This window comes from Ancylobacter sp., assembly GCF_965279025.1.
GTDB lineage: Bacteria > Pseudomonadota > Alphaproteobacteria > Rhizobiales > Xanthobacteraceae > Ancylobacter.
In genome coordinates, this window is sequence record NZ_OZ257132.1 from 2,549,471 (window position 1) to 2,563,290 (window position 13,820).

Below are 13,820 nucleotides of genomic sequence, written 5' to 3' on the forward strand. Positions count from 1 at the left end.
CGCGTCACCCGCGCCGCCGCAGCAGCGCCCGCTCGCCCTCGCCGAAGGCGAGATCGACGGTGACGGCGAACAGCGCCACCAGCACCGTGCCCTGCAGCACGAAGGCCGGGTTGTCGCCCGACAGGCCGTCGATGATCGGCGAGCCGAGGGTGAGCGCGCCGACCGTCGAGCCGATGGTGGCGGTGCCGATGCCGATGGTCACCGAGGTGCGGACGCCGGCAAGGATGATCGGCGCGGCAAGCGGGAGCTCGATCCGCAACAGCCGCCCGCCGGCGGTGAAGCCGGCGCCGTCCGCCGCCTCCAGCACCGAGGCCGGCACGCTCCCCACCCCCGCGAGCGACGCCCCCATCACCGGGAACACGCCATAGAGCATCAGCGCGAACACCGTCGGCAGCGCGCCATAGCCGAGGCTCGGCACGGCGAGCGCAAGCACCGCGACCGGGGGAAAGGTCTGCGCGACGGCGGAGAGCATTTCCAGCGTCGCCGCATAATCGCGCCCCGCCGGCCGCGTCGCGAAGATGGCGGCGGAAAGGCCGATGGCGATGGCGGCAAGGCTCGCCACCCCGGTCAACATGGCATGCGAGGCGACCAGCTCGGGAAAGCTCGCCCGGGTGTAGACGAGCCGCGTGCCGGGCGGAAAGAGCAAGCCGAGATGCGGCGCGATCCTGTCCATGGCGAAGGTGAGCAGCAGGAACGCCCCGCCCACCCAGAACAGCGGGCGACGGACGAGCGAGGAACCCGCCGGGAACAGCCGCCTGGCGGTCATAGCCCGACCAGTTCCGCAAGCTCCAGCACGCCGCGCCGGCCATCCGCCGCGTCGACCACCGGCAGGCGCGAGCGCCCCTCGGTGATCATGCGGGCCAGCGCCGCCTCCAGCGTCGCGTCGGCCTGTATGGGGGCGCCGTCTGCGGTCGGCGGACCGGCGAAGTTGGCGCGGTCGCCGACGCTGAGCGCCTGCAGCAGGTGCAGGCCCAGCAGCGAGCCACCGAAGAACCGCGCGATCTGCTCATTGGCGGGCTGGGCCAGAACCGCAGCCGGCGTCCCGGTCTGGATCAGGCGGCCATGGTCGAGCACCGCCAGCGTGGTGCCGAGCCGGATGGCTTCCTCGACATCGTGGGTGACGAGCAGGATCGTCGTGCCGGTGCGCTTCTGGATGGCGACGAGGCTTTCCTGAAGGCTGCGGCGCGTGGGCGGGTCCACCGCGCCGAACGGCTCGTCCATCAACAGCAGTTCCGGATCGGCCGCCAATGCCCGCGCCACCCCGACGCGCTGCTGCTGGCCGCCGGAGAGTTCGTCCGGGTAGCGCCGCGCATGCAGGTCCGGCGACAGGCCGACAAGGTCGAGCAACTCGGCCACCCGCGCCGCCGTGCGCGCCTGCGGCCAGCCGAGCAGGCGCGGCACGGTGGCGACATTGCGCTCCACCGTCCAATGCGGAAACAAGCCGATGGACTGGATGACGTAGCCCATGCGCCGGCGCAGTTCGACCGGGGCGATGCTGGCGATATCGGCGCCATCGAGCAGGATGCGCCCTGCATCCGGGTCGAGCAGCCGGTTGACCAGCCGCAGCAGCGTCGATTTACCGGAGCCGGACGTGCCGACCAGCGCGCATATCGTGCCGCGCTCGACGCTGAGGCTCACGCCATCCACCGCCTTCATGCCGCCGAAGCTCTTGTGCACCTCGTCGAACACGATCACCGCGCCGGCCTCCGGAACAGCAGCAGCGACGCGGCCCGCAGCGCGATGTCGGCGAGCAGGGCGAGGGCGATGGCGGAGAGCGCACCGAGCAGCACGAGGTCCGCCGCCGTCTGGCCCAGCCCCTGGAAGATGAAGGTGCCGAGCCCGCCGGCGCCGATCAGCGCCGCCAGCACGGCGAGGCCGATGAGCTGGACCAGCGTCACCCTCAGCGTCTGGAACAGGGTGGGCAGCGCCAGCGGCACCAGCGTGTGCCGCACGATCTGCGATTCCGTCAGGCCCATGCCGCGCGCCGCCTCCACAACGGCCGCCGGCACGGCGGACAGGCCGGCATGCACCCCCCGCGCCACCGGCAGCAGGCCGTAGAGCCCCAGCGCCAGTATCGCCGGAAACGGCCCGATGCCGGAAATGCCGATCTCGCGCAAGGTCGGCCAAAATGCCGTCAGTGCGGTCAGCGGCCCGATGAGAATGGCGAACAGCGCGAGCGAGGGGATCGTCTGCACGATGTCCAGCACGGCGAACACCGATCCCGCCCGCCGGGGCCGGCGATAGGCCATGAGCCCGAGCGCGCCGCCGACGGCGAGAGCGATGATGAGGCCGGCGCCCGTCAGCACGAGATGGCGGACAAGCTCGTCGAGATAGGCCTGCTGGCGCACCTCATATTCCCGCGCCAGCGACAGCGGCGTCAGCGCCCCGCTCGCGAGCAGACCGGCAAGGCCGAGGCCCGTTGCCATGAGGGGGATCGTCTTGCCGATGAGGCTGCGCTCCCGCCCGACGGCGTCGGCCAGAATGAGAAACCCGACGGCCAGCAATGTCCAGAAGCCGGCACCGAGCGATACCCGCGTCAGCCGGCCGGCAGCGGCCGCATGTTCGGACGCTGCATGGCCGGCCAGCGCCAGCGCCACAATGAGGAGGCCCCCGGCGGCGAGCCCGGTCAGCATCCGGCGCAGCGGAAAATCCCGCAGCAAGGCGAGCCCCGCGACCAGCGCCAGCGGGGCCAGCAGGGCGGCCATGGCGGGCGCGCCCGCCGCGTTCCACAGGTTGAGCGGCGTGCCCGAGACCAGCCGGTTCGGCGCCACCACGATGAAGCCGCCGAGGGTGACTGCCGTGAGAGCGATGGCGACCAGCAGCAGCGGCAGGCCATCCCGCGAAGGGGCGGCCCGGCTGCGTGCGGGCGTGCCGCGCGCGGCAGCCCCCGCCACGACAGCCTCCGCCCCCGCTGCCCTCACCCGAGCAGGCCTTGCGCGCGCAGATAGGCTTCGGCGACCGAGCCGGCGTCGAGGCCCTCGAGCTGCACCTGCGCGTTGAGCTGCTGCAGCGTCTGCAGGGTAAGCCCGGCAAAGGCCGGGGCGAGCAGGCCGGCGATCTGCGGATAGGCGTCGAGCACCGCTTTGCGGATCACCGGCGCCGGCTGGTACACCGGCTGCACATGCTTGGTGTCTTCCATCACCGTGAGGTCCAGCGCGGCGATGGCGCCGTCGGTGCCGTATACCATGGCGGCATTGACCCCGGAGGTGCCCTCCGCCGCCGCCTTGATGGTGGCGGCGGTGTCGCCGCCCGACAGCACCAGGAGCTGGTTGCCGGACAGCGTGAAGCCATAGGCGCTCTGGAAGGCCGGCAGCGCCGCCGCGCTCTCGACGAACTCGGCCGAGGCGGCGAGCTTCACGTCGCCACTTGCTGCCCAGCGCGCAAAATCCTCCAGCGTCGCCAGCTTCTCGCGCTTTGCCACGTCGCCGCGTACGGCGATGCCCCAGGTGTTGTCGGCCGGCGCCGGGGCCAGCCAGACGAGCCCGTTGGCGGCGTCGAGCTCCTTCGCCTTCGCATAGGCCTCGCCGGCGTTCTTCCACAGCGGGTTGTCCGCCATGTTGAAGAAGAACCCGGCATTGCCGGTATATTCGGGGTAGATGTCGATCTCGCCGGCCAGCAGCGCCGTGCGCACGATCTTGGTCGGGCCGAGCTGCAGCCGGCGCGTCACCGGAATGCCGGCATGCTCCAGCACCCGCGCCACGATGTTGCCGAGCACCGCCCCCTCGGTATCGATCTTGGAGCTGACCACCACGCTCTTGGCGGCACGGGCGCTGACGCTTGTCAGGAGCGCAACGCCCGGCAGGAGCGCGGCGGTGGCGATGGAACCCAGCAGGCGACGCCGGCTGATGGCTTTGATCATGGGTTCTCCCGGCGTTGGCGGTGTCGACAGCTGCCGACAGAAGCAGGCGGCGGGCGGGATTGTTCCAACATCCGGCGCATATGAAAAGCGGCATTTGCGGCGAGCGGCCCTCTCGCGCCCTCGCGGTCCTGACGGCAAGCCCCTGCGTCCACGGGTTGCACGCCGCGCCGGATCGTTCCAGCCCTCGCCATCACCCGCGCAAGGCGGCGACGCAGCGTCTGGCGGGAGCGGCCTGTGCCGCGCTATGGTACGGACGATTCGAGGACATCATGGCAACCACACCCACCCGCCGCACCCTAGGCTCCGCCCGCGACATGGCGGAAGCTGCCTTCAAGAGCGCGACCGCCGCGCCTGCGCCGCAACTGCCTGCCGCGAAGGCACCCTCGCTGCCGAATGCGCGGGAACTCGTGTCGCTTCGGCTCGACAGGGACGTGGTCGAGCACTTCCAGGAAGGCGGGCCGGGCTGGCAGGACCGCATGAACGCGGCATTGCGCAAGGCCGCCGGGCTCTAGCGCTCGCCTTCGCGCGCCGATGCGAGGCAGGGGTCCAGCGCGACGTGATTCGCATCGACCCGGCTGTAGCCGCCGCCGAACACCACGACATCGCCGCGCGCCAGATCATTGGCGCTGTAGGTGACGCACATCACCTGCACCTGTTCGGGCGCGCACATCAGGAGATAGGCCATCACGCCGTCCGTATGGACGCCGGTGACCGTCCCCTCGATGCCCAACGTGATGCGGTCATTGGTCTGGGGTGCCCGGTCCGCCCAGTGGCCCAGCGTTTCGCAGGTCGCCAGCGTCTCGGGATAGGCCTCTCCCGGCCGGAACGGCCCGGCGGGGTCGCAGCAGCCATCCTCCGCCGGTGCGGCGGTCACCAGGGCCAGCATCAAGGCCGGGATTGCCAGAACGGCTCGCACCGCCATCGCGTTCTCCGTGAGCGCATCGTCTTCGCACGGGGACAGGTCGCAGGCCAGTTGGGCGGCAGGGCGGCATCGGAACGTGGAGGCCCGCCCGGGGTGAAGCGGGCGGGCCTCGATGGAAAGGGCGTCAGCCCTTCATTTTCTGCATCGCCTGTGCGCAGCCGACAGACATCGACTTCGAGTTCGCCTTGAGGCACTTGACGATCCGCCCGCCGCCGGGCTGAACGCCGGAGCAGAGCCGCTCGATGTCGGCCTTGCAGTACTTGGCCATGTCGCTCTCCTGCGCCTGGGCGACGCTGGCGCCCGCAAGCGCCGCGAGCATCGAAAATCCCATAATGACGGCACGCATGTGGGCTCTCCTCTTCCGGTGATGGAGCCCCGTGTATAGGCGCGCGAACCTGTCCGTTCGATGTCGAAGATTGGCGGCATTTGCACTGGCGCCGCGATGGAGCAAGTGGGGGCGTGCCCCGAATCCGGTGATTGCGATGGGCGAGGAAACACTTGGCGCCTCCCGGCGTTCACCTCCGGCGTGTGCGTTCGCGCCTTTGCGACGCCCCGACCCGGATGTGACGACGCCCCATGCCCGACCGACCCGTCCCCCTTCGCCTCGGCTATCACGCCTCGCACGAGCAGTTCGCGCCCAGTGAGTTGCTGGACTGCGTGCGTGCCGCCGGCGAGGCCGGGTTCTCCTGCGCCATGTGCTCCGACCATTTCGCCCCGTGGAGCGAACGCCAGCCGCATTCCGGCTTCGCCTGGAGCTGGCTGGGCGCGGCGCTGGCGACAACGTCGCTGCCCTTCGGCGTGGTCACCACCCCCATCGGCCGGCGCTACCATCCCGCGATTATCGCGCAGGCCGCCGCGACGCTGGCGGAAATGTTTCCCGAGCGGTTCTGGATGGCGCTGGGCTCCGGCGAAGCGCTGAACGAGCGGGTGACCGGCAAGCGCTGGCCGGCCAAGGCGGAGCGCGACGCGCGGCTGATGGAATCGGTCGAGATCATGCGCGCTTTGTTTGCCGGTGAGACGGTGAGCCGGCGTGGCGGGCTGATCGATGTCGAGGAGGCCCGCCTCTACACACGGCCGGCAGTGCCGCCTTTGTTCATCGCGGCGGCGCTGACGCCTGAAACCGCCCGGCGCGCGGGGCAATGGGCGGATGGGCTCGTCACGATCAACCAGCCCATGGAGCGGCTGCGGGCGATCATCGACGCGTTTCGCGAGGGCGGCGGGGAGGGCAAGAAGCTGGCCCTGCAGGTCCATGTTTCCCATGCCGACAGCCTGGACGAGGCGCGCGCCAACGCGCTTGACCAGTGGCGCTTCAACACGCTCACCTCCTCCGTCGCCGCCGAATTGAAACTGCCCGAACAATTCGACGCCGCCACGCGCCATGTGCGGGCGGAGGACCTTGAGGACAGCATCCTCATCTCGAACGACCTCGAGCGGCAGGCGGCGCACCTGGCCGCCTTCGCCGAACTCGGCTTCGGCGACATCTACCTTCACAATGTCGGGCTCAACCAACGCGCCTTTATCGACGCGTTCGGTGCGCGGGTGCTTCCCCAGCTCCTGGCCTAGGCCCGACCACAAACCCCGGAGGCGCATATGGCTGAGGTACGTTGGTGGCAACGCGGGATTTTCTATCAGATCTATCCCCGCTCCTTTCAGGACACGAATGGCGACGGCATTGGCGACCTCGACGGCATTCGCGCCCGCCTCGATTATCTCGTCACGCTCGGTATCGACGCGGTCTGGATATCGCCGATCTTTCCCTCGCCCATGGCCGATTTCGGCTATGACGTGGCGGATTATTGCGGCATCGATCCGATTTTCGGCGATCTCCCCGCCTTTGACCGCCTGGTGGCGGAAGCGCATGGGCGCGGCCTCAAGGTCGTGCTCGACTTCGTGCCCAATCACAGCTCGGCCCGGCACCGCTGGTTCGCCGAGAGCCGCGCCTCCCGCGAGAACCCGAAGCGCGACTGGTACATCTGGCGTGATCCGGCGCCGGATGGCGGGCCGCCGAATAATTGGGTCAGCAATTTCGGCGGGCCGGCATGGACCTATGACGCGCCGACCGGGCAATATTATTACCATGCCTTCCTCAGCGAGCAGCCGGACCTCAACTGGCGTAATCCTGAGGTGCGCGCGGCGATGCACGACGTGCTGCGCTTCTGGATGGCGCGCGGTGTCGACGGCTTCCGCGTCGACGTGATCTGGCACCTGATGAAGGACGCGGATTTTCGCGACAACCCGCCCAACCCGGAATATGGCCCGGGCGACCCCGACATCCGCCGCTTCCTGCAGACCCGCTCGACCGACCAGCCGGACGTGCACTCGATCATCGCCGAGCTGCGCGCGGTTATCGACGAATATGAGGACAGGGTGCTGATCGGCGAGATCTACCTGCCGATCGACCGTCTGGTCACCTATTACGGCGACAATCTCGACGGCGCCCATCTGCCGTTCAATTTTCAGCTTATCCATGCGAGCTGGAGCGCGCCGCAGCTCGCCCGGCTCATCGCCGAATATGACGCGGCGCTGCCGGCGGGCGGCTGGCCGAACTGGGTGCTGGGCAATCACGACCAGCCGCGCATCGCCTCGCGCATCGGCGCCCGGCGCGCCCGCGTCGCCGCCATGCTGCTGCTCACCCTGCGCGGCACGCCGACCATGTATTATGGCGACGAGATCGGCATGGAGAACGTGCCGATCGCCACCGAGGACGCCCATGATCCGTGGGAGAGAAACGAGCCGGGACTCGGCCTCGGCCGCGACCCGCAGCGCACGCCGATGCAGTGGGACGACACGCCCAATGCCGGCTTCACCAATGGCCGGCCCTGGCTGCCGCTGGCCACCGACTATGCACGCCGCAACGTCGCCGCCCAGATGGACGACCCGGCCTCGCTGCTGGCGCTCTACCGGAAGCTGATCGCCCTGCGGCGTGCCCACCCGGTGCTGCACGCCGGCACCTATCGCGAGATCACGGCGCACCGGGATGTGTTGGTGTTCCTGCGCGAGAGCGCGGAGGAATGCGTGCTGGTGGCGCTCAACCTCGCCGAGGCGGCGCATGAGGCCATCGCTTTGCCTGCCGGCACCAAGGGGCGCGTTCTGCTGTCGAGCGCGCATGACCGGGCCGAGGAGGTGGACGCCTGCATCTCGCTGCGCCCCAATGAGGGCATCATCGTCGCGCTGAGAGCAACGTCCTAGCGTTCGGAGCGGCGGAAGGCGTAGTCGAGCCCGCCCATGCGGAACCAGCGATAGCCATAGGGCTCGAGCGTGATGGCGTGCCGGCCCTTGGCGTCGGCATCGCTGTGATTGTCCGAAAGCAGGTTGACGAGGCGGTTAGGCTCGCCCTCGGGCGGGGTGAGCTTGAAGCGCACGCTCATGCCCTCGCCCTGGAAATTGTGCAGGAACACCGCGACATTGTTGCGCCATTCATAGCGCAGGCACAGCACCGCATCGTTGCCGACATCAACGACCTCGAAATCGCCCCAGCCGATTTCCTGCGTCTCCTGCCGCGTGCGGATCATGCGTTCCATCCAGTTGAGGAAGGACTGCGGATCGCGCCGCTGGTCGGCGACATTGACCTCGGGAAAGCCGAACGCGCCTTCGGAGATCACGGGGAGATACGTCTCGTCCGCCGCGCTGAAGCCGCCCTGGTCCTCGTTCGACCACTGCATCGGCGTGCGCGCGCAGTAGCGCTCGGGAAGGCCGAGGTCGTCGCCCATGCCGATCTCGTCGCCATAGCGCAGCACGGGCGTGCCGGGCAGCGACAGCATCAGGCTGTAGGCCAGTTCCATCATGCGGCGGTCGCCCTTCAGCATCGGCGCGAGCCGGCGGCGAATGCCGCGATCATAGAGCTGCATCGACTTGTCCGGCCCGAAGGCGTCGAACACGCTCTGGCGCTGCGCCGGCGTGAGGCGTCCCAGGTCGAGTTCGTCATGGTTGCGCAGGAACAGGCCCCATTGCGCCGTCGCATATTCCGGCCGCGTGGCGTTGAGCGCCTTCACCAGCGGCTTCATGTCGGCGCCGGCCAGCGCATAGAACAGCGACTGGTTCACCTGGAAATTGAACATCATGTGCATCCGGTCGCCGTCGGCGCCGAAATACTTCATGTCGTCTTCCGGCAGGATGTTGGCTTCCGCCAGGATGATGGCGTCACCTTTCCGCCACTGCAGGAATTCGCGGAAGGTGCGCAGCATGTTGAAGTGCTCGGTCGGGGCGCCGTCGATATCGGCACCCTTCTCGGCGATGACGAACGGCACCGCGTCCATGCGGAAGCCGGAAACGCCCAGCTGCAGCCAGAACCCCATGATGCGCAGGATTTCCGCCTGCACGTCCGGGTTGGCGGTGTTGAGGTCGGGCTGGAAGTCGTAGAAGCGGTGGAAGTAATATTCCTTCGCCACCTTGTCATAGGTCCAGGTAGTCTTCTGCACGCCGGGAAACACCATGCCTTCATTGGCGTTCTTCGGCTTGGACTTCGACCAGACATACCAGTCGCGATAGGGGGATTTCGGGTCGGAGCGGGCGGATTTGAACCAGGGGTGCTGGTTCGAGGTGTGGTTCACCACGAGATCGATCAGCACGCGCATGCCGCGCTGCTTGGCGGCGTGGGTGAATTCGACGAAGTCGCCAAGCGTGCCGTAGCGCGAATCCACGCCGTAATAATCGGCGACGTCATAGCCGTCGTCCCGCCCCGGCGAGACCTGGAACGGCATCAGCCAGATGGCGGTGACCCCGAGCCCGTGCAGGTAGTCCAGGCGGCGCATCAGGCCCCGGAAGTCGCCGACACCGTCGCCGTTCGAATCCATGAAGCCTTCGACGGACAGGCAATAGACGATGGCGTTCTTGTACCAGAGGTCGGTGATCACGCGCGCGCTCCCGTTGCATCCCCGGGCGCAACGCTTTGCGCCTGCCAAGCGTTCCTCCGGGGCGCACTCCGGCGTCGTCGGCGATCCCCCCGCTCTTGTATCGACAGCGCTTTTCGCCCATCTGTCAGCCGGTTTTCACCTGCCAGCGACGTGACGCCATGACAGAGACGCCGACGACACCGACCACCGAGAACCGCCCCTTCGAGGCCGATGTTTCCCGCCTGCTGCACATGATGGTGCATTCGGTCTATTCCGACCGCGACGTGTTCCTGCGGGAACTGGTCTCCAATGCCGCCGATGCCTGCGAGAAGCTCCGCTATGAGGCGATCGCCGAGCCGGCGCTGCTGGGCGGCGACGCGGCGCTCGCCATCACGATTTCCGCCGACCCGGACGCCAAAACGCTCGCCATCGCCGATAATGGCATCGGCATGAGCCGGGACGAGATGATCGAGGCGCTCGGCACCATCGCCCGCTCCGGCACGCGCGGCTTCATGGACCGCATCGCCACGGCCGAGGGCAAGGAGGGCGCGCAGCTCATCGGCCAGTTCGGCGTCGGCTTCTATTCCGCCTTCATGGTCGCCTCGCAGGTCGAGGTGACCAGCCGCCGCGCCGGCAGCGACGAAGCCTGGCTCTGGTCCTCCGATGGCAAGGGCGCGTTCACGGTCTCCCCGGTCCCGCTGGAGGCGGCGCCCGCGCGCGGCACCCGCGTCGTGCTGCACCTCACCGAGGAGGCGAAGTCCTATGCCGAGCGCTGGACGCTGGAGCGCATCGTCAAGGAGCAGTCCGGCCATGTGCCGGTCCCGATCCATTTCGTCGAGAAGCCCGGCGCGGAAGCGGCGTCGCTCTCCGACGGCGGGGCGCTGTGGACCAAGCCGAAATCCGACATAAGCCCGCAGGACTACACCGATTTCTACCGCAGCGTTGCGGGGCAGTATGACGAGCCGGCCCTCACCGTGCACTTCCGCGCCGAGGGGCGCTTCGAATACACGGCGCTGGCGTTCATCCCCGGCGCGCGGCCGTTCGACCTGTTTGACGCCGACCGCAAGGGCCGCATCAAGCTCTATGTGAAGCGCGTCTTCATCACCGACGACGCCGAGCTGCTGCCGCGCTATCTGCGCTTCGTGCGCGGCGTGGTGGACAGCGCCGACCTGCCGCTCAACGTCTCGCGCGAAATGATCCAGGACAGCCCGCTGCTGGGCGCGATCAAGAAGGGCGTCACCAATCGCATCGTTTCCGAACTCACGAAGTTGGCGGATCAGGACGCCGAAGCCTTCGGCAAGGTGTGGGAGAATTTCGGCGCCGTCATCAAGGAAGGCCTCTATGAGGACTTCGAGCGCCGCGAACAGTTGCTGGGCCTTGCGCGCTTCAAGACCACGGCGTCGGGCGAGGGCACGCGCAGCCTCAAGGACTATGTCGCGGGGCTGAGGGAGAACCAGACGGCGATCTACACCATTGTCGGCGACGACGCGGCGCGCATCGCCGCCTCGCCGCATCTCGAAGGTTTCCGCGCGCGAGGCATCGAGGTTCTGCTGCTGTCCGATCCCGTGGATGCGTTCTGGGCGGCGAGCGGGCTCGACTATGAGGGCAAGCCGTTCAAGTCGGTGACGCAGGGCGCCGCCGATCTCGGCCTGATCCCGCTGCTCGACAGCGCGGCCGCGCCCGCGGCTGAAGCCGGCGAGGAGGTGACGGCCTTCCTCGCCGCGATCAAGGCGACGCTCGGAGAGCAGGTCGGCGATGTCCGTGCCTCGGATCGCCTCACCGACAGCGCGGTGTGCCTCGTCGCCGCCGAGAGCGGGCCGGACCGGCAGTTCGAGCGCATGCTGGCCGCTGCCGGCCGGCTCGACAGTGCCGCCAGGCCGATCCTTGAAGTGAACCCGCGCCACGCCCTCATCGCCCGCCTCGCGGCGGACACGGACGAGGCCGCGCGGGAGGATGTCGCGCATTTGCTGCTCGACACCGCCCGCGTGCTCGACGGCGAGAAGCCGACGGACGCGAAGGCGTTCTCCGAAAGGCTCTCCCGGCTGATGCTGCGCGGCCTCGGCGGGTCGTAGCGCGGGCTTCCCGCAGAGAAGTCGTGCGCCGGGTCTGCGCACTCCCTCTCCGAACCTCTCGTCCGGCAGTCCCTGGCGGCGCGCCGGGCGGGAGGACATGCGCGTTGAGGCCGGCATCGCCGGCTGGAGCGGGCAGGGGTATCCTCGCTAGGGCGGCTTGATCTGTGTCCATATGTCGGATATCGTCGACATATGGACACAGATCAAGCTCTCGCAGCCTTCGCCGCGCTCGCGCAGGCGACACGTCTCGACGTCTTCCGCCTGCTCGTCGCGCATGAGCCGGAAGGCCTGCCGGCGGGCGAGGTGGCCCGGCGGCTCGACGTGCCGCACAATACCCTCTCCACCCATCTCGGCATTCTCGCCCGCGCCGGGCTGATCGCGGCCGAGCGCCAGAGCCGGCTGATCATCTACCGCGCGCGGCTTGGCGCCGTGGGCGATCTTGCGTCCTTCATCCTCAAGGATTGCTGCGGCGGCAAGCCCGACATCTGCGCCCCGCTGATCGCCGATCTCCAGCCCTGCTGCCCGGCCGAGGAGCCTTGCGATGTCGTCTGAGGCGAGCGCTGTCACCATCTTCCACAATCCGGCCTGCGGCACCTCGCGCAACGTGCTGGGGCTGGTTCGCAACGCCGGCCTTGAGCCGACCGTGATCGAGTATCTGAAGACCCCGCCGGCCCGCGAGGAACTGGTGTCGCTCATCGCCCGCATGGGTGTGCCGGTGCGCGCCGTGCTGCGCGAGAAGGGCACGCCCTATGCCGGACTCGGCCTCGGCGACCCCTCGCTCAGCGACGAGGCCCTGCTGGACGCGATGATGGCGCATCCCATCCTCATCAACCGCCCGATCGTCGTCACCGCGCGTGGCGTCAAGCTCTGCCGGCCGTCGGAGGCCGTGCTGGATCTGCTCGACGCCCCGCAGCGCGGCGAATTCCGCAAGGAAGACGGCGAACTCGTCATCGACGCTCACGGCCACCGCGCCGCCTGAACGAGAACCGCACCCCCATGTCCCAGACCCTGGCGAGCTCGCCCCGGCCGGCCGCGCGGCTGTCCTTTCTCGACCGCTACCTCACCGTATGGATCTTCGCGGCGATGGCGCTGGGGGTGGTCCTCGGCACGGTGTTCACCGGCCTGCCGGAGGCGCTGAACACCATGGCGGTCGGCTCCACCAACATCCCGATCGCCATCGGCCTGATCCTGATGATGTACCCGCCGCTCGCCAAGGTGCGGTACGAGGAACTGCACCTCGTGTTCGCCGACAAGCGCGTGCTGGTGCTCTCGCTGGTGCAGAACTGGCTGATCGGCCCGACGCTGATGTTCGCGCTGGCCGTGATCTTCTTGCGCGATTACCCGGAATACATGACCGGGCTGATCCTGATCGGGCTGGCGCGCTGCATCGCCATGGTCCTCGTGTGGAACCAGCTCGCCAAGGGCGACAACCAGTATGTCGCCGGGCTGGTAGCGTTCAACTCGATCTTCCAGATCCTGTTCTTCTCCACCTATGCCTGGCTGTTCCTCACCGTGCTGCCGCCTTTGTTCGGGCTGGAGGGCAGCGTCGTCGATGTGGGCTTCTGGACCATCACCGAGGCGGTGCTGATCTATCTCGGCATTCCCTTCCTGGCCGGCTTCCTCACCCGCCGGCTGCTGATCGCGCGCAAGGGGCCGGACTGGTACGCCAACGTGTTCCTGCCGAGGATCAGCCCGATCACGCTGGGCGCGCTCTTGTTCACCATCGTCGCCATGTTCAGCCTGAAGGGCGGCGATCTGGTGCGCCTGCCGATGGACGCGGTGATCATCGCCATCCCGCTGACCATCTACTTCATCGTCCAGTTCCTCATCAGCTTCGCCATGGGCAAGCTGATCGAGGCGGATTACCCGCGCACCACGGCCATCGCCTTCACCGCCGCCGGCAATAATTTCGAGCTGGCGATCGCAGTGGCGATTGCCGCCTTCGGGCTGGCCTCACCGGTCGCCTTTGCCGCCGTCATCGGGCCGCTGGTCGAGGTGCCGGTGCTGGTCCTGCTGGTGCACGTCGCCCTGCGGCTCGGCCGATGGTGGTTCCCGGCGACGGCGCCCGGCAGCGCCGGCACATGAGGCAACAAGCGATGCGCGGGCCGCTATGTCGATGGTTGCCGAAATAGCCC

The 13,820-nt window shown here is 68.4% G+C and carries 14 protein-coding genes; 7 read left to right on the forward strand and 7 right to left on the reverse strand.

All coding sequences use genetic code 11. From position 1 onward, the window contains the following. Nucleotides 1–4: 4 nt before the first annotated feature. From ACQY76_RS11710 to osmF, 4 genes are read right to left on the reverse strand one after another with little or no spacing between them, the layout of a single operon-like run. A complete protein-coding gene (locus ACQY76_RS11710; RefSeq protein WP_428028913.1) occupies nt 5–766 on the reverse strand; it encodes an ABC transporter permease in 762 nt (253 codons plus the stop codon). After that, nucleotides 763–1,695, reverse strand: a complete 933-nt coding sequence (locus tag ACQY76_RS11715; RefSeq protein ID WP_428028914.1) for an ABC transporter ATP-binding protein — start codon at nt 1,693–1,695, stop codon at nt 763–765. The genes ACQY76_RS11710 and ACQY76_RS11715 overlap by 4 nt, the downstream gene beginning before the upstream one ends. After that, nucleotides 1,692–2,894: an ABC transporter permease gene (locus ACQY76_RS11720; protein WP_428028915.1), complete on the reverse strand. Its 1,203-nt coding sequence runs from the start codon at nt 2,892–2,894 to the stop codon at nt 1,692–1,694. Before ACQY76_RS11720 ends, ACQY76_RS11715 begins: the two co-directional genes overlap by 4 nt. A gap of 23 nt (nt 2,895–2,917) precedes the next feature. Then, on the reverse strand, nt 2,918–3,859 hold the full coding sequence (gene osmF / locus ACQY76_RS11725; protein ID WP_428028916.1) for a glycine betaine ABC transporter substrate-binding protein OsmF: 942 nt from the start codon (nt 3,857–3,859) through the stop codon (nt 2,918–2,920). Nucleotides 3,860–4,128: 269 nt separating this feature from the next. On the opposite strand from osmF, the gene ACQY76_RS11730 reads away from it, so the two are divergent. Continuing rightward, entirely contained in the window at nt 4,129–4,371 is a 243-nt protein-coding gene (locus ACQY76_RS11730; RefSeq protein ID WP_428028917.1) for a BrnA antitoxin family protein, read from the forward strand. On the opposite strand, the gene ACQY76_RS11735 is transcribed toward ACQY76_RS11730, so the two are convergent. Further along, the gene (locus tag ACQY76_RS11735) at nt 4,368–4,781 is read right to left on the reverse strand and encodes a hypothetical protein (protein WP_428028918.1); all 414 of its coding nucleotides are present in this window, start codon (nt 4,779–4,781) and stop codon (nt 4,368–4,370) included. The two genes, ACQY76_RS11730 and ACQY76_RS11735, sit on opposite strands and share 4 nt — an antisense overlap. A 124-nt stretch (nt 4,782–4,905) precedes the next feature. Further along, entirely contained in the window at nt 4,906–5,127 is a 222-nt protein-coding gene (locus ACQY76_RS11740) for a cysteine rich repeat-containing protein (protein ID WP_428028919.1), read from the reverse strand. 230 nt (nt 5,128–5,357) lie between these two features. Between ACQY76_RS11740 and ACQY76_RS11745 the strand changes: the two genes are divergently transcribed. Both ACQY76_RS11745 and ACQY76_RS11750 read left to right on the forward strand, forming a co-directional pair. Then, on the forward strand, nt 5,358–6,344 hold the full coding sequence (locus tag ACQY76_RS11745; protein ID WP_428028920.1) for a TIGR03885 family FMN-dependent LLM class oxidoreductase: 987 nt from the start codon (nt 5,358–5,360) through the stop codon (nt 6,342–6,344). A 27-nt stretch (nt 6,345–6,371) separates the two neighbouring features. Then, nucleotides 6,372–7,970, forward strand: a complete 1,599-nt coding sequence (locus ACQY76_RS11750) for an alpha-amylase family glycosyl hydrolase (protein ID WP_428028921.1) — start codon at nt 6,372–6,374, stop codon at nt 7,968–7,970. Here ACQY76_RS11750 and ACQY76_RS11755 read toward each other — a convergent pair. Beyond that, on the reverse strand, nt 7,967–9,634 hold the full coding sequence (locus tag ACQY76_RS11755; protein WP_428028922.1) for an alpha-amylase family protein: 1,668 nt from the start codon (nt 9,632–9,634) through the stop codon (nt 7,967–7,969). The two genes, ACQY76_RS11750 and ACQY76_RS11755, sit on opposite strands and share 4 nt — an antisense overlap. 158 nt (nt 9,635–9,792) lie before the next feature. Here ACQY76_RS11755 and htpG point away from each other — a divergent pair, with 158 nt between their 5' ends. The 4 genes from htpG (at nt 9,793) to arsB (ending at nt 13,770) form a co-directional block, all read left to right on the forward strand. Further along, nucleotides 9,793–11,685: a molecular chaperone HtpG gene (htpG, locus tag ACQY76_RS11760; RefSeq protein WP_428028923.1), complete on the forward strand. Its 1,893-nt coding sequence runs from the start codon at nt 9,793–9,795 to the stop codon at nt 11,683–11,685. Nucleotides 11,686–11,877: 192 nt separating this feature from the next. Next, nucleotides 11,878–12,237 (forward strand): ArsR/SmtB family transcription factor, encoded by a 360-nt coding sequence (locus ACQY76_RS11765; protein WP_428028924.1) that lies wholly within the window; start codon nt 11,878–11,880, stop codon nt 12,235–12,237. Further along, entirely contained in the window at nt 12,227–12,664 is a 438-nt protein-coding gene (gene arsC / locus ACQY76_RS11770; protein ID WP_428028925.1) for an arsenate reductase (glutaredoxin), read from the forward strand. Before ACQY76_RS11765 ends, arsC begins: the two co-directional genes overlap by 11 nt. 17 nt (nt 12,665–12,681) lie before the next feature. Then, entirely contained in the window at nt 12,682–13,770 is a 1,089-nt protein-coding gene (gene arsB / locus ACQY76_RS11775; RefSeq protein WP_428028926.1) for an ACR3 family arsenite efflux transporter, read from the forward strand. The last annotated feature ends 50 nt before the right edge of the window (nt 13,771–13,820 follow it).